This window comes from Ureibacillus sp. FSL W7-1570, assembly GCF_038593265.1.
GTDB classification, from domain to species: domain Bacteria; phylum Bacillota; class Bacilli; order Bacillales_A; family Planococcaceae; genus Ureibacillus; species Ureibacillus suwonensis.
This window is the reverse complement of sequence record NZ_CP151979.1, coordinates 2,077,855-2,103,263: the sequence shown is the minus strand read 5'-3', so window position 1 is coordinate 2,103,263 and position 25,409 is coordinate 2,077,855. Positions and strand designations below refer to the sequence as shown.

Sequence of the window (25,409 nt, the reverse complement as noted above, 5' to 3'; positions counted from 1 at the left end):
TTCTTTTTATGGGAATGGTATACTGAAATTATAAGGATGAGCCGTATTGGAGGGAAAAGGATGACGCGATTAAAAGAAGTGGAGGCGCCGAAAGAAAAAGCGATATTAGTCGGCGTCAATTTAGGCGATCCAAATTTTGAATATTCCATGGAAGAATTGGCAAATCTTGCGGAAGCTTTGGAAGTGGAAGTGTTGGGGCAAGTGACACAAAATTTGGAACGCATCAACCCTTCGCATTATGTGGGAAAAGGAAAAGTGGTTGAAATAAAGAATTTCTTTGATGAGACGGGAGCGAACCTCATCATATTCAACGATGAACTTTCTCCATCTCAAATTCGCAATTTGGAACATGATTTGGATTGCAAAGTTATTGACCGGACAACATTAATTTTGGATATTTTTGATCGGCGTGCAAAAACGAAAGAAGCAAAATTGCAAGTGGAGTTGGCTCAGCTGCAATACATGCTGCCAAGGCTTGTGGGACTGCATTCTTCCTTATCGAGACAAGCCGGTGCGACAGGCGGTAGTCTCCGGAACAGAGGGCTTGGTGAAACAAAGTTGGAGCTCGATCGCCGGAAAATCGAGGACCAAATTGCAAGGCTGCGAAAAGAGCTTGAGGAAGTGGAAGAGCAGAGGGAGACCCAGCGAAAGAAACGGCGAAAAAATGAAATACCCGTCGTATCGCTTGTGGGGTATACAAATGCCGGAAAATCGACGATCATGAACAAATTGATTGGGAAATTCGGCCATGCGGAAAAAGAAGTATTTGAAAAGGATATGCTTTTCGCCACATTGGATACCTCAGTCAGAAAAATTGAATTGCCGGATAAAAAACAGTTTTTGCTTACGGATACCGTTGGATTTGTCAGCAAGCTTCCCCATCAATTGGTAAAAGCTTTCCGTTCCACATTGGAAGAAGCAAGGGAAGCGGATCTGTTGCTGCATGTTGTTGATGTTTCCAACAAGGAATACAGGTTTATGATGGATGTGACAAATCAGACGTTAAAAGAAATCGGGGTTGAAAATGTGCCAACCCTTTACATTTATAATAAGTGTGATTTGGCCGGAGTCCCTTACCCACAAGTTTACGGAGATGACCTCTGGATTTCTGCAAAAGAAGAAAAAGGGCTGGATGAGTTGATCGATTGTATTCGGAAACATATTTTCTCCGATTATTATACGTGTGAAATGATCATCCCTTTCCATCGGGGGGATATCGTTTCATATTTGAATGATATTGCATCCATCATTTCGACGGAATATGAAGAAGACGGTACGAGATTAAAAGTGGAATTAAAGGAAGCGGATTTTAAAAAGTTTGAGGAATATGTGGTGAAATAGTATAAAAAAGAGCGGAAGGAATCTAATTTCTTCCGTTTTTTATTTTAATTGAACTATGCGGAAGGTTATAAGTTATTTTAATATAGGAATAAAACGGAATGTAATTTGAACGAAACAGTTGGAATGATTGGAAATTTAGAAAAATACGAAATTAACTTAAAATTTAAACATTATGCAAATATATTGAAAAAGTTTTGGTTATTATTTATAACTAGTTAATGTAGTTGAATCTAAGTGGCGGAATTTTCAGAAAAAAGAAAAAAGTGTAATAAATGAAAGAAGGAGAATCAATGTTATCCAAGGAAGAGATTGTAAAATCGGTCCCCCAAAAGGGATTTGTAGGACATCCTAAAGGATTGTTCACATTGTTCTTTACCGAGTTCTGGGAACGCTTTTCCTATTATGGAATGCGGGCGATTTTAATATTCTACATGTATTATGAATTGAACGAAGGCGGTTTGGGACTGGACAAAGGTACCGCAAACTCCATTATGGCCATCTATGGTTCGTTGGTATATATGTCCGGCATTATCGGCGGTTGGTTCTCTGACCGCGTATGGGGCCCCCGCAAGACGGTATTTTATGGCGGCATATTAATTATGATAGGGCATTTTATTTTGGCTTTGCCTCTTGCATTGACCGGCCTTGTTATTTCGATGGCTTTCATCATTATTGGCACAGGCCTATTAAAAACGAATGTGTCCTCGATCGTTGGTGACATGTATGCCGAAAATGATGCCCGTCGCGACTCCGGTTTTAGTATTTTCTATATGGGAATCAATATGGGTGCGTTTTTATCACCGTTTATTGTTGGGACAATCGGTGAAACATACAGCTTCCATTTAGGATTCGGTTTAGCGGGTATTGGTATGTTGATCGGGTTGATTACTTACTTGGCAACCCAAAAGAAAAATCTTGGTCTGGCAGGGGTTCAAGTGCCAAACCCATTGAATGATTCTGAAAAGAAAAAAGCCGTCATGTATTTTACGTTGATTTTTGCTGCAATTGCCGTTGTACTGGGCGGATTGTACATTTCCGGTAATTTGACAATGGCGGTATTCAGCACAATCATTACAACATTGGGTGTGTTGATTCCAACAGCGTTCTTTATCATCATGTACCGAAGCCCGAAAACGACAAAGGATGAAAAATCCCGGGTGTTGGCATATATTCCATTATTCATTGCCGCGGTGATGTTCTGGGCAATACAGGAACAAGGGGCAACAATATTGGCGACATATGCTGATACGAGAACAAATTTGAATGTCGGGGGTTTTGAATTAAAAGCTTCCTGGTTCCAATCATTAAATCCATTGTTTGTCATCATCTTCGCTCCGGTTTTCGCATGGATATGGATAAAACTTGGCGATCGCCAGCCATCAACCCCGCTCAAGTTTTCCATTGCCCTATTCTTCGCAGGAGCATCTTTCTTAATCATGATGATTCCATCCAAGCTTTCCGGTGGAACAGAATTGGTAAGCCCATTATGGCTGGTGTTATCATTCTTTTTAGTTGTTATTGGGGAATTGTTGCTTTCTCCGGTTGGATTGTCTGCAACGACAAAACTTGCCCCTCAAGCCTTTGCATCTCAGACAATGGCCCTCTGGTTCTTGACAAGTGCGGCTGCGCAAGCAATTAACGCACAGCTTGTAAGACTTTATGAAGCAGTAACGGAATTTACTTACTTCGGAGCATTGGGCGGATTGTCCATTATCTTGGGCATGATCATATTATTATTGACTCCAATCATTTCCAAAGCCATGAGAGGAATTAAGTAAAAATTTACAACTTATATATGTATTATTAATTTGACCGATGGAAAATTTTCTATCGGTCCTTTTTTATTAGCTTGTAATCTTTTCATATGGAATTGATTTTTTATTGTTTTATCATTATAATGATAATGTACTCAAAGATGAGAATCATTTTCATTCTCATTTGAAAATATAGGGAAATTTGGGGATAAAAAATGAGGCTATGGATGTTGATACTTACAGCAATCATCCTGTCGCTCGTTTCGCTGTTTATTGGCGCGATTGATATAAAACCGACTGATTTATTGGACTGGGAATCCCAGCAAACGCAAATATTCCTGATCAGTAGGGTGCCAAGGCTGATGGCGATTATTTTGGCAGGCGCAGGAATGAGTATTGCTGGTTTAATCATGCAAAGTTTAAGTCGCAATAAGTTCGTTTCACCAACTACAGCAGGCACATTGGATGCAGCAAAATTGGGAATTCTCATTTCCATCTTGTTGTTTTCACAAGCAGCATATATGGAAAAAATTCTTTTTAGCTTCATCTTTGCGTTCGGCGGTACCATTTTATTTATGCAAATTTTAGATCGCATCAAGTTTAAAGATGCCGTTTTTGTTCCGCTGATCGGTATCATGTATGGAAATATTTTATCTTCCATTACAACTTTCTTTGCATATGAGGGAGACTTGATTCAAAATATCAACACTTGGTTGATGGGCAGTTTTACATTGGTCATCTCCGGGCGGTATGAACTGCTGTATGTAAGTGTTCCTGCCATCCTATTGGCTTATTTATATGCAAATAAATTTACGGTTGCCGGAATGGGCGAGGATTTTGCCAAAAACTTGGGGCTCAGTTACAAAGCCGTATTGAATCTTGGTTTAATTCTTGTTGCAGTCATTTCAACGACAGTCGTATTGACGGTCGGTGTAATCCCTTACTTGGGGCTGATTGTTCCGAATATTGTGTCCCTTTATATGGGGGACAACTTGCGGAAAACGATTCCTCATACAATTATGTTAGGAATTGTGTTCCTGTTAATTTGCGACATTATTGGCCGGGTAGTGGTTTATCCTTTCGAAATTCCGGTCAATGTGACAGTCGCAGTAATAGGCAGTTTGCTCTTCTTAATCATGTTGTTTAGGGGGAGAGCATATGCGAAATAATATATTGAAACTCATCATTTTAGCGGTTATAGCAATCATTTGTATCTTGCTTTACGGATTTTATGATATCAAAGGCGGTTTCAGTTATGCTTTCCCTCGGCGTATGATGCGTGTTGGCGCGATGGTTGTAACCGGTTTTGCGATTTCTTATTCAACTGTCGTATTCCAGACAATCACCCATAACCGGATTTTGACCCCATCGATTATGGGGATTGATTCGATGTATCAAGTTGTCCAAACGCTCATTTTCTTCTTTGCGGGATCAGCGTCGATTTGGGTAGCGAATCAATATTTGAATTACTTTACGGCATTAATTGCAATGGTGGTTTTTGCCATTTTACTATACCGCACACTATTTAGAGCGGATAAGTATCCAATCTTTTTGCTTTTATTGATCGGGATGATAATTGGCACTTTCTTGGGAAGTCTCGTATCTTTCCTGCAAGTGTTGATCGATCCGGTGGAATATTTAAGTTTGCAGAACCTGTTGTTTGCAAGCTTTACGAGAATCAAAGTGGAACTTCTATACATTTCATGTGCCATTTTATTCATCGCTTTTATTGTTGGTTACAAATTGTTGCATCAATTGGATGTGGCGATATTGGGCCGGGAAAATGCCATTAATTTGGGCGTGAACTACGATCGTTTGGTAATGAATGTGCTGGTTTTATCTGCGGTGCTTATTTCAACATCGACGGCGCTGGTTGGACCGATCACCTTCTTTGGGTTGATTGTTGCAAATCTTTCTTATCATTTATTCACAACATATAAACATTCCGTTTTGATTTTAGGCGCCGGTTTAATCAGTGTGATTGCATTGGTTGGCGGACAGTTTTTAGTGGAACATGTTTTTGAATTCAACACCACTTTGAGTGTCATTATCAACTTTATTGGTGGAGTCTACTTCATTTATTTATTACTAAAGGAGAGTAGGGCTGCTGGATGATTGAAATTAAAGGGTTGACGAAAAAATACAATAATAAACCGGTCGTTAGTGATGTCTCATTGTCTATCAAGCCTCATGCGATCACTTCCTTCATCGGGCCGAATGGTGCCGGGAAGTCCACGTTGTTGTCCATGGTGAGCAGGCTGATTGATGCGGATACAGGTGAAGTATTATTGGATCAACAAAATGTGAAGAAATGGAAATCCAATGAATTCGCAAAACGTGTATCGATTTTAAAACAATCGAATTTTATTAATGTCCGTTTGACGGTAAGAGAATTAGTATCTTTTGGACGCTATCCTTATTCAAAGGGCCGTTTGACGCCTGAAGATGAGCAGCATGTAAATCAAGCCATTGAGTACATGAATTTGCAGGAAATAGAACACAAATTTTTGGACCAGTTATCTGGAGGGCAAAAACAGCGGGCATTTATAGCGATGGTGATTGCGCAAGATACGGATTATATTTTGTTGGATGAACCATTGAACAATCTGGATATGAAACATTCGGTGCAGATTATGAAAATATTGCGCCAGTTGGTTGATGATTTGGGAAAAACCGTTGTCATCGTATTGCATGATATCAACTTTGCTTCCGTATACTCGGATTACATTGTTGCCTTAAAAGACGGAAGAGTTGTGAAAAACGGGCCTACAGAAGAGATCATCAACTCGGAAGCGTTACGTGAAATTTACGATATGCATATTCCCGTCCAAGAACAAAATGGTTGCCGTATTTGTGTATACTTCAATTCTAATACGTGATCGTCAAAATGATGGGGCTGTCCGAAAAGTCGATTGAATCGACCTTCGGCTCAGCCCTTTTTTCTGTTTTTAGGGTACAAAAAAATCGTCCTTTTTTATAGAATGAAATTGACCAAAAAACATTCTAAAGAAAGGACGATTTTTTATGAATAATCAAATGACTATTCAAGAAAATTATAACACGCAATTAGAAATGACTCTAGAGGGTATTCAAAAAATAGAGGTTCAAAAGAACAAGAAACGCAAAAAACTAGTTTTCCAACCTTATTGCAATCGTCAAGTCATGAGCATTTTAGATATCGAAATGTATATTCCTGAAAATCATGTCGCCCGTTTAGTGGATGAAATGGTGGAATCGATTCCGGATGAAGTGTTGTATACTCATTATGTTGGTGGGGGTCGTGCACCCTATCACCCTAAAATGTTATTGAAAGTGATTTTATATGCGTACACTCAAAACGTTTATTCAAGTCGGAAAATGGCGCAAATGGTGAAAGAAAATCTTCCGATGATGTGGTTGGCGGGATTGCAAACCCCTGACCATCGCACAATAAATGATTTTCGTAGTGTTCGTATGTCAAACATGATGGATTCTGTATTTGAACAATTTGTCCTTCAACTAGTAGAACAAGGATTTATCGACCTCGACCATATTTTTGTGGATGGTACGAAAATAGAAGCGAATGCCAACAAATATACGTTTGTATGGCGAAAATCCGTAGAAAAATATGATCAGAAACTACGAGCCAAAATTCAATCGTTTCTACAAGAAGCGCACCAAATCGCCTTGGAGGAATTAAAAGAAGAACAATTAGAAGAAGAATTAGAAAAATCATCGGCACAACTTTCTGAGAGAATAGAAGCTTTGGAAAAAGATTATAAACAGGAAGAAGACAAAGAAAGAAAAAAAGAACTTCGCTCTAAAAAATCCCAACTCACCAAACAACTGAAAACGATTCAAACGGATTATCTTCCACGATTACGAAAATACAAAGTACAAAAACAGATTCTAGGTGAACGAAATAGCTACTCGAAAACCGACCATGAGGCCACTTTTATGCGAATGAAAGAGGACCATATGAAAAACGGCCAACTCAAGGCGGGTTATAATGTTCAACTCGCCACACAACATCAATTTATCGTGGGATTTGAAATTTATCAAAATCCAGGAGATACTCGCTGTTTCCAACCATTTATGGAAAAGTTATTGGAATCGATACCGAAGGAAAAGAAACTCAAGTATGTCATTGCCGATGCAGGATATGCGAGTGAAGAAAACTATTTATATGCGATTGGCGAAGAAAAAGAACCTCGTTTTGAATTATTAGCCCCATACCAAACCTATTTGAAGGAACAAAGTAAAAAGTTTAAAAAGGATTTATCAAAAGTACAAAACTGGAAATACATCGAAGAAGACGATTGCTTTATCTGTCCGAACAATCGGAAAGTCGTATTCAAGTATTATCAAAAAAGAAAAAATGCATCTGGATACATACAAGATTTGAAAGTGTACGAGTGTGAAGATTGTACGGATTGCCCGTTGAAGAATGGGTGTACGAAAGCCAAAGGAAATCGTCGAGTATATTGGAACACGATTTATGAAGAAATGAAAGCGAAAGCCAAAGCAGCTCTTTATGCGAAGCGTAAAGTGGATGTCGAAAGTGTGTTCGGGAACATCAAGGGCAATTTGCGTTTCACTCGATTTCTGTTACGGGGGCTTCATAAAGTCCGAACAGAATTCGGGATTGTGGCAATGGCCCACAACATACTGAAATGGGCCGCAAATTCCCAAACCAATTTCAAAAATAAGGAAACAGAGCGAATGGAAAAACTCATTGTTTTCTCCATTCGCTCTGTTTTTATGGACTTTTTAGACAAGCCCATCATTTTATTGAAAAGAAGAAAAAATATATTGACTAGCCTAAATTTGATAATTATAATTAGATTCAGGTATTGATAATGATTATCATTATCGACAAATAAACAAAAAGATAGGAGAGAACGATCAAATGAAACAATGGAAGCTTTTCGCAGTTATTCTAGCTATGTTCGTCATTGTTTTGGCTGCATGCGGTGACGAAAAAGCTGAACAAGACAAAAATACAAATACTGATGACACGAAACAAGAAGCAGCACAGGGAGAAAATGCTTCATTCCCAATCACTATCTCCTCTACAATTTCTGAAAGCAAAAACGAAGAGTCTGGTCAAACTACAGTATTTGATGATGTAACTTTCGAAAAAATGCCTGAAAGAATCGTTGTATTCGATTACGGTTTCTTAGATACGCTTGATGCTTTAGGCGTTGAAGGGATCGTTGGTGTTGCAAAAGATGGTACATTACCAGAACACCTTTCTAAATTTGGTAGCGATGAATATGCAAGCGTTGGAAACTTAAAAACTCCAAACCTTGAAGAAATTGCGGCATTGGAGCCGGATGCAATCTTCATTTCAGGCCGCCAAGCCACATTCTATGACCAATTGAAAGAAATCACTCCAAACGTAGTATTCGTTGGTACTTCCCAAGATGATTACTGGGGCACATTTGAGAAATCTGTTGATATCGCGGCAAAACTTTTCGGCAAAGAAAAAGAAGCGGAAGAACAGTTGGCAAAATTCGATGAAAAACTGAATGAACTAAAAGAATTGGCTGGCCAATACAAAACTTCATTAGTCACAATGTACAACGAAGGAAAATTATCCGGATTCGGCACAAATTCACGTTACGGATATGTTTATGACATTTATGGATTCACTCCTGTATCAGACGACATCGAAGCTTCTTCCCACGGATCCGATTTCGGGTTCGAATCGATCTTAAAATTCGATCCGGAAGTATTGTTCGTAATTGACCGTACAGCAGCTGTAGGTGGACAATCCAACATCGAAGCGGACATGGAAAACGACATCATCAAAAAAACCAAAGCTTACAAAAACGGCAAAATCGTTTACTTGGACGGTCCGCTATGGTACTTGGCTGGCGGCGGTTTACAATCTGAAATGATGAAAATCGAAGAAATCTTAGATGAATTAAAATAATCAAAAATGAAGCTGTCCATTTCCGGACGGCTTTTTTTATATTAAAAATATAATGGATATGCCAGCCATGTATCATTGATACATGAAAAAGGCAATTTAAAAAATGAAAAAAATCATCTTTTTAGGAGAGGGAAGCGTTGAATAACCGAATCATTCTTGCAGGCATTATCACTTTTGTTTTGTTTTTGATTTTACGATACACATACAATTCTCCTCTGTTTGAGTCCTTTGATGAAAATATGCAATTATTGGTTGGCGGGAATCGGTTTATCGGTATTTTCCATTATCTAGGGGAAATGAAATTTATTATTTTCATTACATTGGTTTTGTTGTTGTGGCTATGGTTGAAACTTCACCATTACCGGGGGATGCTTTTGGTGATATTGACTATTCCAATGGGCTTTTTGCTTAATCAGTTGGTGAAACGATGGGTGGAGCGCCCAAGACCTGAGATCGAAAATCAGCTGAAAACCTTCAGCTTTCCATCGGGTCATGCGATGTTGGGAATCCTTTATTTGTTGACAATCGCTTATTTATTGTCAGAGCGCACACATGATGAAAAAAAGAAATGGTGGTACTGGATTGGTGCAATTTTTATTGCCTTTTTCGTTGGGTTATCAAGAGTGGCGGAAAGCCGGCATTTTGCAACGGATGTGATTGCCGGATGGTGTTTAGGTATTACTTGGCTATGCATTTGCATATATTGGTATAAACATAAGGAAAAGGGGCATACGGGTATGAAACGCTGATCAAGCGTTTCTTTTTTTATCACAAGTTTTCCAGGTGCACAAAATATAGTTTCATCAAAAAAAGTTGCACTAAGGAAAAAATCATGTGTATAATAAACAAAGGATACAGGATGAAAGGATGTTCATATGAACGACATCGTTTTAGCGTTTGGCTTGACGTTATTGGCGGGATTGGCGACAGGCCTCGGTGCGCTCATTGCATTTTTTACTGAGCGGACAAATAAAAAGTTTTTATCAGCCGCATTAGGATTTTCAGCAGGAGTTATGATCTATGTTTCATTGATTGAAATTTTCTTTAAAGCAAAAGATGCCTTAACGGTTGCATTGGGAGATACAAAAGGTTACTGGATGACGGTGATCGGCTTTTTTGGAGGAATGCTGTTCATCGCGCTGATTGATAATTTCATTCCGACCAAAACAAATCCCCACGAAGTCAAAACGGTGGAGGATGTACATCGGGCGGAACAGACGCATAAAGAGTCCGAAGAAGCAAAGTTAATGAAGGTTGGTATTTTTACGGCACTTGCGATTGGCATTCATAATTTCCCTGAAGGAATTGCGACTTTTATGTCAGCGATTCATGATCCGAGCGTCGGCATTGCCATCGCCATTGCCATTGCCATTCACAACATCCCTGAAGGAATCGCCGTGGCAATCCCGATATTTTATGCAACAGGGAAGAGAAAAAAAGCTTTTAAATTGTCCTTCTTTTCCGGATTGGCGGAACCTGTCGGGGCATTGGTCGCCTATTTAATTTTGCTGCCATTTTTGAATGATGTGATGTTTGGGGTTATTTTTTCAGCGGTTGCGGGGATTATGGTGTTTATTTCCCTTGATGAACTGCTTCCTGCCGCGAAGAAATACGATGAGACCCATTCGTCCATCTATGGGCTGATTGCGGGGATGGCTGTCATGGCCGTAAGTTTGATTTTATTAGCTTAAAAGGGAAAGGAGTTGTTCGAAAGCTTTGGCCCCCGAACAACTCCTTTATTATTTTGCATTGGATACGCTTGAGATTTCTTCTACATGAACGCCGCGTTGGTCCGGTTTTGTAAGTACGATTTTATGCGTCGGGAACAGTTCCTCCATTTTTGCAACGAACTGTTCGCCAATGGAGCGCGGTATAATCGAAATCATGGTTGGCCCGGCGCCGCTCAATGCAGTGCCAAAGGCCCCGGCTTTTTTCGCTTCTTTGCGGATTTCATGATAGTGAGGAATTAAATCTGCCCGGAATGGTTCATGGAATAAATCCGATTCCATATATTTTCCGACACGTTCATAATCTTTCAAAACCAATGCAGCTGCAAGCATATTCGCCCCGGCGCTCGCCTGAACGGCATATTGCCGCTGGAATGTTTTCGGCAATACGTCCCTTGCCTCGGAAGTTTTTAATTTCACATCAGGGATAAATAGCACAAAGGATGCATCAAGATCATGGATGTGAATTGTATCCACATTCCCATCCTCATCCATTGTGGAGATGGTCAATCCCCCTAAAACAGATGCCGACGCATTATCCGGGTGGCCTTCAATCTGTGAAGATAAATTTAATTTATCCTGAACAGTCAAATGAAGGTCACAAAGGAGATTGGCGATCTCAATGCCTGCAACAATCGCTGCCGCACTGCTGCCGATTCCTCTGGCAAAAGGCAATTCGCTTGTCATTTCAATTCGGCAGCCTGGCATCTCTTTATTGAATCTTTTGGCTGTTTCATTGGCGATTTTATAGATCAAGTGATCCTTTAATTCAAATTTTTTCGGCAAGCCTTCTGATAAATGGATAATTTCCCATTCGTCCTGTGGGGAAACCGTTAATTCCAAATACAAAGATAGACTGAGACCGATTGAGTCAAATCCAGGTCCTAAATTCGCAGTGCTGCCAGGAACTGTGATTTTCCATTTTTTACTCATACTAAACCCTCAATATAGTTTCGAATTTCTTCCATATCGTTTTTCAAAGAAACGACTTCCACCGTTGACGCGTTCATCGCTGTATCAGGATCTTTTAGTCCGTTTCCTGTAAATACAGTGACCACTGTGCTGCCTTTTGCGATTTTACCGTTATTCACGGATTTGATGACGCCGGCAAGGGAAGCGGCGGAACCCGGTTCTACAAAGACACCTTCGCTTCTTGCGATTTCTTTGTAGGCTGCAAGGATTTCATCATCCGTTACCGAATCGATGATACCGCCTGATTCATCGCGGGCAGCTTCTGCAAATTTCCAGCTTGCCGGATTACCGATGCGGATGGCAGTCGCAATCGTTTCCGGATTGGCAATCGGTTCGCCTTTTACGATGGCTGCCGCCCCTTCCGCTTCGAAGCCGTACATTTTTGGAAGACCGGTATTTTTGGCTGCATGATATTCTTTAAAACCTTTCCAATAGGCAGTGATGTTTCCGGCGTTACCGACAGGGATGCATAGATAGTCAGGAGCTTTGCCTAACGCATCAACGATTTCAAAGGCCGCCGTTTTTTGTCCTTCAATGCGGTACGGATTCACAGAGTTTACGAGCGTCACTTTTCCTTCTTCACTGATTTTGCGGACGATGGACAATGCATCATCAAAATTACCGTCAATTTCGATGATTTTTGCACCATACATGCAAGCTTGGGCAAGTTTCCCAAGAGCCACTTTTCCTTTAGGGATGACAACGATGGATTGAATGCCTGCCCGGGCAGCATAAGCGCTGGCCGCTGCAGAAGTATTTCCAGTCGATGCGCAAATGACGCATTTTGCACCTTCTTCCACCGCTTTTGCCACTGCAACCACCATGCCGCGGTCCTTAAAGGAGCCGGTTGGATTTAATCCTTCATATTTGCCGTATAATTCAATACCCAGTTTTTTTGATAAATTTCCCAAATAAATCAAAGGAGTATTTCCTTCGTTCAAAGTTAATGCAGGTGTTTTATCTGTCACAGGTAAAAATTCTTTATATTCTTCCAATAGACCTTTCCACATAATAAATGTCTCCTTTTGTTTTCGCTGGATGAACAATTGTTTTCATATAAAAGACATTTTAACGCACAATAATAGTATATTTCAATAGGAAACCAAAAATTTAAAGGATTATTAACAATATTTTTTTATCATTTTTCATCATGCCGATGAACTTGAAAAAGTTTGGTAATTTGCTTGCGATAAAAAGCGAATGGGTATATTGTAAAAGTATCAATTCAATTGTAAAGACAGGTGGAAAAGCAGATGAAGAATCATTCGGAGCAAAACACCGGCCCTGGAATTTCCCGCAATAAATTGCTGGGGGTAGCAGGAATCGGCTGGTTATTTGATGCAATGGATGTAGGCATTCTGTCATTTATCATTGCTGCATTAACGGTTGATTGGAACCTTTCATCCAATGAAATGGGATGGATCGGAAGCATCAACTCCATCGGAATGGCGGTGGGTGCCTTTCTTTTTGGGTTGTTGGCAGACAAAATCGGGAGAAAAGCAATTTTTATTACGACTTTATTATGTTTCTCCATCGCCAGTGGGCTTTCTGCCTTTACAACAACATTGGCTATGTTTTTAGTATTGCGCTTCATCATCGGCATGGGGCTTGGAGGAGAGCTTCCCGTAGCCTCCACACTGGTTTCTGAAAGCGTTCCTGCCAAAGAGCGCGGACGGATTGTAGTATTGTTGGAAAGCTTTTGGGCTGTGGGCTGGCTATTGGCCGCAATCATTGCTTATTTTGTCATTCCAAGCGACATTTGGCCGGTTGCAGGATGGCGTGTAGCATTGATTTTGACGGCAATTCCCGCTTTATATGCGGTGTTCCTTCGCTTGCATTTACCGGATTCTCCTCAGTTTTCCGCGAAACCGGAAGCGAAAAGGCGCACCTTCATTCAAAACATTGCCGGGGTATGGTCCAAAAATTATGCCAAATCCACGTTGATGTTATGGGTTCTTTGGTTTACCGTCGTGTTTTCCTACTATGGCATGTTTTTATGGCTTCCAAGTGTCATGGTTGGAAAAGGGTTCAGCTTAATTTCCAGCTTTAAATATGTATTAATCATGACGATCGCACAGCTTCCAGGTTATTTCACTGCGGCATGGTTTGTAGAAAAACTCGGCCGAAAATTTGTGCTCGTCACTTATTTATTGGGAACAGCGGCAAGCGCTTATGTGTTTGGACAAGCCGAATCTGTGACGGTACTATTAATTTCGGGTATTCTATTATCGTTCTTTAACCTGGGTGCGTGGGGCGCATTATATGCTTATACACCGGAACAGTATCCATTGTTGATTCGCGGTACAGGAGCCGGTATGGCAGCGGCGGTTGGACGCATTGGCGGCATATTTGGACCGCTCCTTGTAGGTTGGATGCGTACAGCGGAATTTGACTTCGGAACGATATTTGCTGTATTCTGTGTTTCGATTGTGATTGGAGTAGCGGCAGTGGTATTTTTAGGAAAAGAAACGAAACAAGTGGAATTGGAGTAATTTTCCTAAAGGAAGCTTTTTAAGAGGAAAAAGCTTCCTTATAAATTTGACAAATTCATGAACATTGGTATGTTACTCTATCATATTTTCTGAAAACTCATTGTATTCAATCAATATACGTGCTAACCTACTTTATTATAACTTGGATATAATTTTGAATCTCATGAAGGAGGAATTTTAAAAGAAAATGAGTTTTTGTGATGAAGTGAAGAAACGCTTTATCCGGCTTTCAAGGGGGCAGCGGAAGGTGGCGCAACTTGTGATCGAAAATCCGAATGTCGTTGCCACCCATATCGCCTCTGAAGTAGGAAAATTCATTGGTGTAAGTGAGTCGACAGTAATTCGTTTTTGCTATGCGATGGATTTATCCGGCTATAGCGAATTGCAAGAAAGAATTCGGAAAGATTTATCCGAATCAAAGAAGGTTGTAACAAAGGAACCGCTAACCATCGGGAAAAAACACGAATATTTATTCAGTGAAATCATGAATAGGGATGTTACAAGCATTTTAAATACAATCCAATATGTGGATGCTGAGAACTTCCAAAAAGCCACGCACTACTTGCATGAAGCGGAAGAGATTTATACTTTGGGATTCAGGCAATGCGCCCCTTCAGCAAGTTATCTGACTTCAATGTTAGAAAATTTCGGAAAAAAGGCATCCCAAATCCAATTTGATGTCAATGATATAGTGAAACAGATAAAAAGAATGGATAAGGATTCACTGCTGTTTGTAATAGCTTTTGATTCTGTATTGGAAGATGTATTGACAATTTTGAAAATTGCAAAAAATAAGAAAGTTAAAGTGATTGCTATTACGAATTCAACAATTTCTCTTGTCCGTGATTATGCAGACATCAGCTTCGTTGTGGGAACACAAAAACAATTTTCATTTGAAGCGGACACTGCCGCCAGCGCGATCGTACATGCTTTGATTGAAGGAATGACTTTGCTTAACAGAAACCATTATAAAAAATACTACAATCTTAATGAACAATTGGATCATGATCTCCGGCTATTGGAAGAGGAAACAATCGCGACGAAGTGATAATAACAGCATATTCGTAAAACTTTGAATTTTACGAATATGCTGTTATTTTATGGCCAAGTTGCAAGTTACGTTTTTCTATTTATAGGAAGTTGTGATAAAATAATCGGGGATGATATACAAGATTGGGAGGAACTAATTGTATGAGCAAAGTATTAGTTTTTGGACATAAAAATCCTGATACAGATTCCATCACATCTGCTATTGTGTATGCGTATTTGAAAGAACAGCTGGGAGCTGAAGTTGAAGCGGTAAGACTTGGCGAAGTAAACAACGAAACAAAATACGCTTTGGAAAAATTTGGATTCGAAGCGCCGAGATTGGTTTCCAATGTGGCGGAAGAAGCCAAAGAAGTCATTCTTGTGGACCACAATGAACGTCAACAATCCGCTGACGGAATCGAAAATGTAAAAATTTCGGAAGTTATCGATCATCACCGCATTGCAAATTTCGAAACAGCGGATCCATTATATTACCGTGCAGAACCTGTCGGATGTACAGCAACGATTTTAAATAAAATTTTCAAAGAGAAAAATGTTGAAATTCCTTCAAACATTGCAGGTCTGATGCTTTCAGCCATCATTTCGGATACATTATTATTCAAATCCCCTACTTGCACAGATGAAGATGTGCAAGCCGGGAAAGAGTTGGCGGAAATCGCGGGCGTCAATGCGGAAGAATATGGTCTAGCCATGTTGAAAGCCGGTGCGGACCTTTCTGATAAATCTTTAGAAGACTTGCTTTCTTTAGATGCGAAAGAATTTACTTTCGGCACGGTGAAATCCGTAGTTGCCCAAGTGAATGCGGTGGATGTGAACGATGTATTGGGCCGAAAAGAAGAATTGGTGAGCCTGTTAAACAAGAATGTTGAAGAAAAAGGTTTGAATTTATTCTTCTTCTTTGTGACTGATATTTTAAACAACGATTCCGTAGCGATCGTTGCAGGAAATGCGGCTGAAGATGCCGCAAAAGCGTTCGGCAAAGAATTGGTGGACAACCAATTCGATTTGCCAGGCGTTGTATCCCGCAAAAAGCAGGTAGTTCCAGTATTGACAGATGCATTGAGCTAAAAAATAAAAACGGTGTCCAAGGAAAAATCCTTGGCACCGTTTTTTATTCTAAAATGAGAGGATACACTGCCGGCCCTTCGATGACATTGCCGTATTTATCAAACCGGGATCCGTGGCAAGGGCAATCCCAGGTTTCATCCGCTTCATTCCATTGGGTTTTGCATCCCAAATGGGTGCATTTTGGAGCTTCCGCCCGTATTAAATAACCTTCCGCAAGATTTGATACCGTGAAGCCGATCGCCTTCAACATCCGCATAAACGTTTTGCCAAATAAATTTCTTGAAGGGCTGTACAGGTGCTGGGCTGGATGTTTTCCACTTGTCAGTTCTGTGGAAATGATTTCTCCCGCAACAAGGGAGTTGGAAAGTCCCCATTTTCGGTATCCTGTGGCAATATAGATTCTCGGCTCACTGTCCGAAATGCGTCCGACATACGGAATATAGTCGGCAGTGTTCGGATCTTGCGCGCTCCACAAATATTCCGGTTTAGGCAAACCATATTCCGAAACAAGCTCTTTCTCCAGCATTTCATAATATACTTGTGTATTTTGCACAGCCCCTGCTGTGTGGGAACTGCCTCCGAAAATAAAGTAAGGCTGATTGTCAATGAAGGCTGTGCGCACCGTCCGGGAAGATGAATCGGTGGACAAATATTGCCCTTTTAATAATGCCGAAGTTTTTGTTGCCATTAAATAGGAGCGGTCAATAGTTAACTTTGCAATGTGCAGTCCCTTGATTGCTTCGATCGGATAGTGGGTTGCAAGAACAACCGACTTGAAATTCACTTCAAAATCATTCTCTGTCAGCAGGCAATGTTCATCAACGGCCAGCTTCGTAACCCTTGTATTCACGTATAATTTAGCCCCGGCTTTCAATGCCAACTCGGCAAAATGTTGGGCAAAGTTGACGGGATGAATTTGATAGGTGTTTTCCATCTTCAATGCGGTCTTCACTTCGAAGGGAAGTTCCGTCTCCGTTGTTTCGATGCCTTGTATACCAACTTTATGATAAGCTGCCAATTCCTTTTTTATTGTTTCTGCTCCTTGGTCTGTCGTTGCATACAAGTAAGAATCGGCATGCCTGAAAGTTTCTGCCGCCGCTTCCCGAAGAGCGTTTTCGATCGCGTTCACATTCGCTTCATAATAGGTCCGCACTTCCTCTTCATTAAAAGTATTCAACAATGGATCAAAGACTGCTCCATGTTGAGGGGTTAATTTTCCAGTGGAATGCCCCGTTGTGCCGGAAGCGATTGAGGAGTTTGCTTCCAACAAAACGACATCGACCCCTTTTTTTGCAAGGAGATAGGCCGTATATATCCCTGTCAATCCCCCTCCCACAATGCAAACATCGCAATTCAATGAAGAGGATAAAGAATTCAAAGAGGTAGGGGTCACATTTTGCAACCAGAGCGAATTTTGCATAACAAATCCTCCTAAATCACCGTTTTTTAGGAGTATGCTAAAAAAACTGGCACATTATTCAATGAAAGCAAATCTGTTGTTGTTTTAAGAAGGGAAAAGTAAAATAGCGGAAAAGGGGGAGAACACATGAAAATTGAAGTTTGGTCAGATTTCGTTTGTCCATTTTGTTATATCGGGAAGAGACAGCTTGAAAAAGCCATCCGAGATTTGGGGTATGCCGGTCAAGTGGAAGTGGAGTTGAAAAGTTTTTTACTAGATCCGACAACAGATGAAAATTCGAATGAATCCACCTACGAGCACTTATCAAAAAAATACGGGATGCCGTTGGATGAAGTGAAGAAAATGACAGAGAGCGTCGTACAGCGGGCCAAGGAAGTGGGGCTCCAATATAATTTCGAGCAATTAAAAACAGCGAATACGTTAAAGGCCCATCAATTGGCCAAATGGGCTTACACAAAAGGAAAAGGTTCGGAGTTTAGTGAACGGGTATTCCATGCCTACTTCATTGAAGGCAAGGAGATCGGAAAACGGGATGTGTTGATTCGGTTGGCGGAAGAAGCCGGGCTGAACGGGAAAGAAGCCGCAGAAGTATTGGATGGCAATCAATTTTTGAAAGAAGTCGAAAAAGAGATCCAACAGGCGCAAGTCTATGGCATCCGGGGAGTTCCGTTCTTCGTAATAGAAAATAAATATGGCATTTCCGGGGCTCAGCCGCAGGAAATTTTCGAACAGGCGGTCAAGAAAGTGGCGGAAGAAAAAGGGATGAAGCCATCATTGCAAATGGTTGGAGAAGAAGGAAACTTCTGCTCTGATGGGCAATGCGATCTATAAATTCAGCCAAAAGTATGAGAAGTGCTTTCTTGATATAATGTTTGGGCTCCTTTATACTATTTAACGTATCTTGAAACCGAGATATTTGAAAATAGGGAAAGGAGCCGTTAGACAGCATGAAAAATGTATTAGTCATTAAGGCAAATAACCGACCAGACGGGATTTCTACAAAAATGTTCGAAACATATATCGAAGAAGCGAAAAAAGTGGAAGATATCAATCTGAAAATTTACAATGTTTTCGAAGAGGATATGCCATACTTTGGACAACAATTATTTGATGCATTGGCGAAGCAAAGTGAAGGAAAAGCGTTGACGGAATCAGAAGCCCGTTTGCTTGCAGCCAAGAAGAAAGCGATGGATTTGGTAACAGAAGCGGAAATCATCGTTCTTGCGTTCCCATTATGGAACTTGACAATTCCTGCTCCGTTGCATACATTCATCGACTATATTTATCAAGCCGGATTCATGTTTAAATACAATGAACAAGGACAATTGGTGCAATTATTGACAGATAAGAAATTTGTCATTCTAAATGCCCGTGGGGGATACTACTCTTCACCGGAAGCACAACCTATGGAAATGAGCGTAAATTATATTAAAAATGTATTAGGCAATATTGCGGGTATGGAACTTCTTGATGAAGTGATCATCGAAGGCCATAACGCAGAGCCAAATCGAGCAAATGAAATTATAGAAGAAGGGCTGAAACGGGTAAAAGGTTCCGCGCAAAAATTGGCGGCCGTGACAGTTTAATGGAAAAGGGAAGCATTTATTGAACAAGCGATCTTAATTTTGATTTTGCAGATTCTTTATAATCGTTTCATCAAGCATAATGCGGTGATGATTTGGAAACCGAAATAACCGCAAGTTTTATCTCCCGATGGAAAGATGGATGGATGCATTCATTTTTCTAATTGGGAGTATTTTTTTATAATGGAGATGGCGGGCAAAAACGCCTGAATTCCAGCGCTTAAAATTCAATGTAACCGATTGTATAAAAAAGGGATTTTACAACATAGGATATTGTTACAGAAACAATACTTCCAAGTATTATGTATCATCACTCCAAAACTTTTGCAATAAAATGAAACATGGTACACTTATTGATAACAGCTCGGCTATTGCAGGCAATAGTCGAAAAATAGCCATAAGTTTTATGGAAGTGAAAGCATATAATTATTTTTCAGAAAGTATACAATTACAGATACAAGGTTTAATACAAGAAAGGAATATGCTTTTATGACAATTGATCAATGGGCTAAGGAGTTAGCGGACATTACAAGTCAAGAAAATATAAAAATCAATGAATCGTTGAAAAAATATACTATGACGAAAATTGGCGGAAATGCGGATATATTGGTGATGCCTGAAACGGAAGAAGAAGCGGAAGGGATTGTAAAATATACACACAACAATAAAATCCCTTTATTAATCCTGGGGAACGGTTCCAATATGATTGTGCGTGACGGAGGCGTCCGGGGCATTGTCATGAATTTATCGAAGCTGAATGAAATCCGGATTGAAGGAACGGAAGTGTATGCCCAAAGCGGCGCGCTGATTATGGATGTTTCGAAAAAAGCGGCGGAAGCAAGTTTGACAGGTTTTGAATTTGCTTGCGGCATTCCAGGGTCTGTCGGCGGAGCCATGGCGATGAATGCCGGAGCTTATGGCGGGGAAATCAATGACGTCATTGTTCATTCAACTGTTTTGACGAGGGAAGGCGAAAGACTCGTATTATCGAAGGAAGAACTGGAATTAGGATACCGAAAAAGTATCATTGCGGATAAAAACTATATTGTTCTTTCATCGCTATTCCGATTGGAGAAAGGGAATAAAGAAGAGATTGATGCGAAAATTGCGGATTTGACTTTTAAACGGCAATCGAAGCAGCCATTGGAGTACCCTTCAGCCGGAAGCGTCTTTAAACGTCCGCCGGGATATTTCGCCGGAAAGTTGATTCAAGATAGCGGCCTTCAAGGAAAAGGGGTTGGCGGAGCGGAAGTTTCCACAAAACATGCTGGTTTTATCATTAATAAAGGAAATGCTACAGCGACGGATTATATTGAAACCATAAAAATGGTTCAAAGAACGGTTAAGGAAAAGTTTGGCGTCGATTTGGAACTGGAAGTGAAAATTGTAGGCGAAGATTGATTTCAGAAAAAGTAAAAAGTATCGTGAAAATTTTTGATTCATAGGGAGACAGCATCCTTCGTAAACATAAATGGCTGCTGCTCCTTTATTTTGTGCAATGAAAGAATTTCCATACATAGCAGGTGAGATTATGAAATTTGTATCATGGAATGTCAATGGGATACGGGCTTGTTTGAAAAAGGGGTTCTTGGATTATTTTAATCAAATGGATGCGGATTTTTTCTGTATCCAAGAAACAAAATGCCAGGATGGACAAGTAGAGTTGCCGCTTGAAGGCTATCATCAATTTTGGAACTATGCCGAGAAAAAAGGATATTCCGGGACGGCCGTATTTACAAAGCATATGCCTCTTTCAGTCAAGTATGGTGTCGGTGAAAGAGATTCGGAGCCGGAAGGACGAATTATCACTTTGGAATATGAATCATTTTATTTAGTCAATGTTTACACACCAAATTCCCAGAGAGATTTGGCGCGGTTGGACAAACGATTGCAATGGGAAGATGAACTGTTTATTTATTTGAAAGAATTGGATGGAAAAAAACCCGTTATTTATTGCGGCGATTTGAACGTGGCCCATCAAGAAATCGATTTGAAAAACGCAAAATCCAATATTGGAAATTCCGGATTTACTTTTGAAGAAAGGGGAAAAATGACAAGGCTATTATCGGCCGGGTTTACCGATACGTTCCGATTTTTGTATCCAAATCGCAAAGATGCCTATACATGGTGGTCATATATGAATAAAGTAAGAGAACGGAATATTGGATGGCGCATAGACTATTTTATTGTTTCTGATCGGATTAGGGAGGCTGTCGTTGACAGTGAAATCCACTCGGAAATTTTGGGAAGCGATCATTGCCCAGTTGCCCTGGAATTGAATGAATCCCGGATGCATTTTAAAAAGGTGGAATGATCATCAACCATACTTCAATAGGTCTAATAGCACAGGAGATGTTCAATCCAATATGGAATTAGCGCTGAAAAAAAGAATCTCATAACGGAAAATGATGTTAAAGACCTATATGTTTTTAAGAAAATTAAGAAAAATAGTCCTCTTACTATTGAGTATTTTGTATTAAATGTATATAGTTATAAATATAAAATACTAATTTTGAATAGGGAGGGTAAATATGTCACGACAAAAGTTGGTGAACGTCATGGAAGAAATGGTCAGTGGTCTTGTCCGGTACTTTTTGCGCAGTCCTGATTATCAAACATTTTGCAATTGTGATGAATGTGAATTGGAAGTTGTGGCAAAAGCGCTGAATAATTTACCTCCGTATTATGTAGCGTCCAAAACCGATCGGGAAAAAATCTTCAATGAATTGAAAGTTTCGAAAAACATTGAAACCATCAACAAAGAAATCATCCGCGCCATCTATGATGTTGGAAAAAGAAGAAACCATGTGGTATGAAAAGCCCAAAAAGTGATGAAAAACTTTTTGGGCTTTTTACTTTTTGGAAAGCCTTTAACTGTTACATTTTTTCCTTATATTGTAGTAAACTGAATATGATAGATGGAAAGTGAGGGGTCATGTTATGCCTACACCAAGCATGGAGGATCATATCGAACAAATATATTTATTAATTGAAACAAAAGGATATGCCAGGGTGTCTGACATAGCGGAAGCTTTATCGGTTTTGCCTTCCTCCGTAACAAAAATGGTGCAAAAATTAGATAAAGATGGGTATTTAGTATATGAAAAGTATAGAGGGTTAACACTAACACCAAAGGGAGAAAAGCTTGGGAAGAGGCTGGTGAAAAGACATGAGCTTCTTGAACAATTTTTGCGTCTCATTGGTGTTGATGAAGATAAAATCTACCAGGATGTGGAGGGGATCGAACATCATTTGAGTTGGAATTCCATCGACCGCATCGCCGATTTGGTCCAGTTGTTAGAGGAAGATAAAGAAATCGTAAAAAAGCTTGAAAAAATGAAACAACAACAATAATGATTGGTGGAAGGAAAGCGATAATGGAAGAATTGAAAGCTGGTCAAGCAGTAGAGTTTACAGTCTTAGAAAATGCCGGGTCGCGTTGGATTTTAACCGATGGCAATACGGAAATTCCGTTGAATAGCTCGGAAGTCACTACACCCCTTGAAGCCGGGGATCGTATAAAAGTATTTTTGTATGCGAATCGTCGTGGAGAGCTGTCAGCAACGACATTTATACCGCATATTGTGCAAGGAACCTATGGCTGGGCAAAAGTGATGAAAGTGACAGAGGAAGGTGCCTTCGTGGATATCGGCACTTCCCGGGAAGCGCTTGTAAAAGCCGAGGATTTGCCCAAACTGCGCTCACTTTGGCCAAAAGCGGGAGATCATTTATACATCACCTTATATACAAACCGAAAGGGAGAATTATTTGGCCGCCTCGTTACGGAAGAAAAGGTGAATGAACTGTATGAAGAAGCTTCGGAACAGTTGTTTAATAAAAATATAAAAGCGCGGGCCTATAGGCTTTTGCCGGTTGGGTCTTTTTTGTTGGGAATTGATATTCCTTACCGCATTTTTGTGCATCACAGCCAAATGGAGGCTGAACCAAGGTTAGGTCAAGATGTGGAAGTACGGATCATCGGAGTAAAAGAGGACGGAACAATGAATGGCTCATTGCTTCCGCGCAACTATGAAAGATTGGGAAAAGATGCCGAAAAAATTTATGAATACTTGAAAAGTGTGGGAGGCAAGATGCCGTTCAGTGATGAATCGACTCCGGAAGAAATCAATGCTATGTTCGATATGAGCAAAGGGGCATTCAAAAGGGCATTAGGCGTTCTGATGAAACAGAAAAAAGTGAAACAAAAGGATGGTTGGACAGAACTTATATAGGGCTTCTATGAATACACAAAAGGACGATGACGGAAACCTTTTGTGTTTTTTGTCGTACTAATTAATGGCAAACCTGAAAGGATAGGTTTGAAAGGAGAATGATCAATGAAGAGATGGCTGTCTATTCTTGCCGCATTGTTTTTGGTGGCATCGTTTATTCCTCGACAAGCATTTGCAGCACCCAAAGCGATTAATGAAAAATTGGGAGTTCCAATTGTAGTTTATGGAGCAAACCTTTCTGATTCTGAAAAAGAAAAGGTAAAAGAAGTTTTGAGAGTAGATGAAGAACCGGAAGTCGATGAAATTACGGTCTCCGGCCAGGACTTGGCAAAATATATCAGCAATAGCAATCCAAATGCCCGGATGTATTCCTCCGCAAAAATTACCCGTGAAGAAGAAGGGAAAGGTCTTACCGTAAGCATTGTGACGCCTGAAAATATTACAGAAGTGACTTCTGAAATGTATGCGAACGCCATGTTAACAGCCGGACTCAAAGATGCAACGATCGAAGTGGCAGCACCCAAACCGGTAACAGGACATTCCGCTCTTGTCGGAATTTACAAAGCTTATGAAGTAAAGACAGGGGAAACATTGGACGTAGAAAGAACAGATGTTGCGAACGATGAATTGCAAGTCGCAACGGAACTGGCGGATAACGCCAATATCACAGATGAACAAGTGGCCCAATTATTGACGGAAATTAAAAAGCAAATTGCCGAAATCGATCCTCAGACGAGAGAAGAAGTGGAACAAATCGTACAAGATCAACTATCAAAACTGAACATTGAGTTGAGTGATGCCGACCGTCAAATGCTGATTGATTTAATGGACCGCATTCGCAAATTGGACATCGATTTTTCCCAATGGAAAGACCAATTGTCAGATTTGAGTTCAACAATCGAAGAAAAGCTGGGATTTTTGAAAGATGAAGGATTTTGGGAAAAAGTGAAAAACTTCTTCAATAAATTGATCGATACGATTTCATCATGGTTCTCCTCCAAGGAAGAAAAATCAAATTAAATTACAATATCCACTCCCTGTGATATAGTAATTTCAAAAGGGAGGAATGTGAATGGAGTTCAAACTTGTTGAAAGAGGAACGAACTATTTTGCTTTCGAGTATGAAGAAAATGGGGAAATGTTGGCTGAAATCACATGGAATGAGCATGATGGAACGATGGATATGACCCATACTTTCGTTTCTCCTAAACTCCGCGGCCAAGGGGTTGCAAAAAAGTTGCTTGAGAAAGCCGTGGCCTATGCAAGGGAGCATCAATATAAAATGAATCCAATCTGCTCCTATGTGGTGGCTGAATTCCAAAAAGGTGAATATGACGACGTAAAAGCGTAAATGATAAGTGACATAAGAACAGTTTTGTTTTTATGTCACTTTTTTATTGTTCAGAATGAAAATAAGAAAGATGGGAAAAAGTAAGTAATAAAGATGGAAAGGAGAAAAAACATGGCAAAAGGGAAAGGCGTCTTGATGACTGCGTTTTTGGCGGGTGTGACAGCCTATTTGAGCAAAAAAGAAAATCGTGACAAAACGGTGAGGATGATAAAGAATATGAGATCCACTTTCTCAAAGGAAACCGACTTCGGTGAAAAAAGATATAGCAAAACCAATAATAATGATTTGAGGGAAATTGCGGAAACGGCAGCGGATGATACGGAAACAAAAATCAGAGAAAATAATATGATCGCTGAAAGCGGGTTGCAAACGGCCGTTATTTATTACAATGAAAACAATCAGGAAGTGCAATAACCAAATATTAATAAGAAATAACAAATAGCCGCAACAGCTATTCATTGTGCGGCTATTTCGTTTTAAAAGTATCTTGCAATTTCCCTTT

25 protein-coding genes are annotated in these 25,409 nt (G+C 40.1%); 22 read left to right on the top strand and 3 right to left on the bottom strand.

What is annotated here, in order from left to right; translation table 11 throughout:
• The first annotated feature begins 60 nt into the window (after positions 1–60).
• The 9 genes from hflX to zupT all read left to right on the top strand — a co-directional run bounded on the left by hflX (position 61) and on the right by zupT (position 10,703).
• Positions 61–1,341, top strand: a complete 1,281-nt coding sequence (gene hflX, locus NST13_RS10510) for a GTPase HflX (protein ID WP_342471018.1) — start codon at positions 61–63, stop codon at positions 1,339–1,341.
• 290 nt (positions 1,342–1,631) lie between these two features.
• On the top strand, positions 1,632–3,119 hold the full coding sequence (locus NST13_RS10505; protein WP_342580563.1) for a peptide MFS transporter: 1,488 nt from the start codon (positions 1,632–1,634) through the stop codon (positions 3,117–3,119).
• Between the two features lie 191 nt (positions 3,120–3,310).
• Entirely contained in the window at positions 3,311–4,264 is a 954-nt protein-coding gene (locus NST13_RS10500) for an ABC transporter permease (protein WP_342471020.1), read from the top strand.
• Positions 4,254–5,210: an iron chelate uptake ABC transporter family permease subunit gene (locus NST13_RS10495; protein WP_342471021.1), complete on the top strand. Its 957-nt coding sequence runs from the start codon at positions 4,254–4,256 to the stop codon at positions 5,208–5,210. The genes NST13_RS10500 and NST13_RS10495 overlap by 11 nt, the downstream gene beginning before the upstream one ends.
• Complete coding sequence (locus tag NST13_RS10490; RefSeq protein WP_342471022.1) at positions 5,207–5,974, top strand: ABC transporter ATP-binding protein; 768 nt, start codon at positions 5,207–5,209, stop codon at positions 5,972–5,974. The genes NST13_RS10495 and NST13_RS10490 overlap by 4 nt, the downstream gene beginning before the upstream one ends.
• Positions 5,975–6,119: 145 nt before the next feature.
• A complete protein-coding gene (locus NST13_RS10485) occupies positions 6,120–7,931 on the top strand; it encodes an IS1182 family transposase (RefSeq protein ID WP_342580562.1) in 1,812 nt (603 codons plus the stop codon).
• 52 nt (positions 7,932–7,983) lie between these two features.
• Positions 7,984–9,012, top strand: a complete 1,029-nt coding sequence (locus tag NST13_RS10480; RefSeq protein WP_342471023.1) for a siderophore ABC transporter substrate-binding protein — start codon at positions 7,984–7,986, stop codon at positions 9,010–9,012.
• 137 nt (positions 9,013–9,149) lie between these two features.
• Positions 9,150–9,761: a phosphatase PAP2 family protein gene (locus tag NST13_RS10475; protein ID WP_342580561.1), complete on the top strand. Its 612-nt coding sequence runs from the start codon at positions 9,150–9,152 to the stop codon at positions 9,759–9,761.
• Between the two features lie 126 nt (positions 9,762–9,887).
• Complete coding sequence (zupT, locus tag NST13_RS10470) at positions 9,888–10,703, top strand: zinc transporter ZupT (protein WP_342580560.1); 816 nt, start codon at positions 9,888–9,890, stop codon at positions 10,701–10,703.
• A 48-nt stretch (positions 10,704–10,751) separates the two neighbouring features.
• On the opposite strand, the gene thrB is transcribed toward zupT, so the two are convergent.
• Both thrB and thrC read right to left on the bottom strand, forming a co-directional pair.
• Positions 10,752–11,672: a homoserine kinase gene (gene thrB / locus NST13_RS10465; protein WP_342580559.1), complete on the bottom strand. Its 921-nt coding sequence runs from the start codon at positions 11,670–11,672 to the stop codon at positions 10,752–10,754.
• Positions 11,669–12,721, bottom strand: a complete 1,053-nt coding sequence (gene thrC / locus NST13_RS10460) for a threonine synthase (RefSeq protein WP_342580558.1) — start codon at positions 12,719–12,721, stop codon at positions 11,669–11,671. Before thrC ends, thrB begins: the two co-directional genes overlap by 4 nt.
• Before the next feature lie 243 nt (positions 12,722–12,964).
• On the opposite strand from thrC, the gene NST13_RS10455 reads away from it, so the two are divergent.
• The 3 genes from NST13_RS10455 (at position 12,965) to NST13_RS10445 (ending at position 16,321) form a co-directional block, all read left to right on the top strand.
• Positions 12,965–14,203: an MFS transporter gene (locus tag NST13_RS10455; protein WP_342471028.1), complete on the top strand. Its 1,239-nt coding sequence runs from the start codon at positions 12,965–12,967 to the stop codon at positions 14,201–14,203.
• A 187-nt stretch (positions 14,204–14,390) separates the two neighbouring features.
• The gene (locus tag NST13_RS10450) at positions 14,391–15,251 is read left to right on the top strand and encodes a MurR/RpiR family transcriptional regulator (protein ID WP_342580557.1); all 861 of its coding nucleotides are present in this window, start codon (positions 14,391–14,393) and stop codon (positions 15,249–15,251) included.
• Between the two features lie 143 nt (positions 15,252–15,394).
• Positions 15,395–16,321, top strand: a complete 927-nt coding sequence (locus NST13_RS10445) for a manganese-dependent inorganic pyrophosphatase (protein ID WP_342580556.1) — start codon at positions 15,395–15,397, stop codon at positions 16,319–16,321.
• Positions 16,322–16,364: 43 nt separating this feature from the next.
• Here the strand turns inward: NST13_RS10445 and NST13_RS10440 are convergent, their stop codons facing one another.
• Positions 16,365–17,741 carry an FAD-dependent oxidoreductase gene (locus NST13_RS10440; protein WP_208650887.1) on the bottom strand — a complete coding sequence of 459 codons (1,377 nt, stop codon included), beginning with the start codon at positions 17,739–17,741 and terminating at the stop codon, positions 16,365–16,367.
• A 126-nt stretch (positions 17,742–17,867) separates the two neighbouring features.
• Here NST13_RS10440 and NST13_RS10435 point away from each other — a divergent pair, with 126 nt between their 5' ends.
• The 10 genes from NST13_RS10435 (at position 17,868) to NST13_RS10390 (ending at position 25,321) form a co-directional block, all read left to right on the top strand.
• Entirely contained in the window at positions 17,868–18,572 is a 705-nt protein-coding gene (locus tag NST13_RS10435; protein WP_342580555.1) for a DsbA family oxidoreductase, read from the top strand.
• 116 nt (positions 18,573–18,688) lie between these two features.
• Positions 18,689–19,327 carry an FMN-dependent NADH-azoreductase gene (locus NST13_RS10430; RefSeq protein WP_342471034.1) on the top strand — a complete coding sequence of 213 codons (639 nt, stop codon included), beginning with the start codon at positions 18,689–18,691 and terminating at the stop codon, positions 19,325–19,327.
• A gap of 486 nt (positions 19,328–19,813) precedes the next feature.
• Positions 19,814–20,725 (top strand): UDP-N-acetylmuramate dehydrogenase, encoded by a 912-nt coding sequence (gene murB / locus NST13_RS10425; protein WP_342580554.1) that lies wholly within the window; start codon positions 19,814–19,816, stop codon positions 20,723–20,725.
• Positions 20,726–20,855: 130 nt separating this feature from the next.
• Positions 20,856–21,638, top strand: a complete 783-nt coding sequence (locus NST13_RS10420; protein ID WP_342580553.1) for an exodeoxyribonuclease III — start codon at positions 20,856–20,858, stop codon at positions 21,636–21,638.
• 217 nt (positions 21,639–21,855) lie between these two features.
• Positions 21,856–22,140 (top strand): late competence development ComFB family protein, encoded by a 285-nt coding sequence (locus NST13_RS10415; protein ID WP_342471040.1) that lies wholly within the window; start codon positions 21,856–21,858, stop codon positions 22,138–22,140.
• A 124-nt stretch (positions 22,141–22,264) separates the two neighbouring features.
• Entirely contained in the window at positions 22,265–22,678 is a 414-nt protein-coding gene (gene mntR / locus NST13_RS10410; protein ID WP_342471041.1) for a transcriptional regulator MntR, read from the top strand.
• A gap of 23 nt (positions 22,679–22,701) precedes the next feature.
• The gene (locus NST13_RS10405; RefSeq protein ID WP_342580552.1) at positions 22,702–23,556 is read left to right on the top strand and encodes a S1-like domain-containing RNA-binding protein; all 855 of its coding nucleotides are present in this window, start codon (positions 22,702–22,704) and stop codon (positions 23,554–23,556) included.
• A 105-nt stretch (positions 23,557–23,661) separates the two neighbouring features.
• Positions 23,662–24,576 (top strand): DUF1002 domain-containing protein, encoded by a 915-nt coding sequence (locus NST13_RS10400; protein ID WP_342580551.1) that lies wholly within the window; start codon positions 23,662–23,664, stop codon positions 24,574–24,576.
• A gap of 52 nt (positions 24,577–24,628) precedes the next feature.
• Positions 24,629–24,907: a GNAT family N-acetyltransferase gene (locus tag NST13_RS10395; protein ID WP_342471044.1), complete on the top strand. Its 279-nt coding sequence runs from the start codon at positions 24,629–24,631 to the stop codon at positions 24,905–24,907.
• Between the two features lie 111 nt (positions 24,908–25,018).
• Complete coding sequence (locus NST13_RS10390) at positions 25,019–25,321, top strand: hypothetical protein (protein WP_342471046.1); 303 nt, start codon at positions 25,019–25,021, stop codon at positions 25,319–25,321.
• Positions 25,322–25,409: the final 88 nt, after the last annotated feature.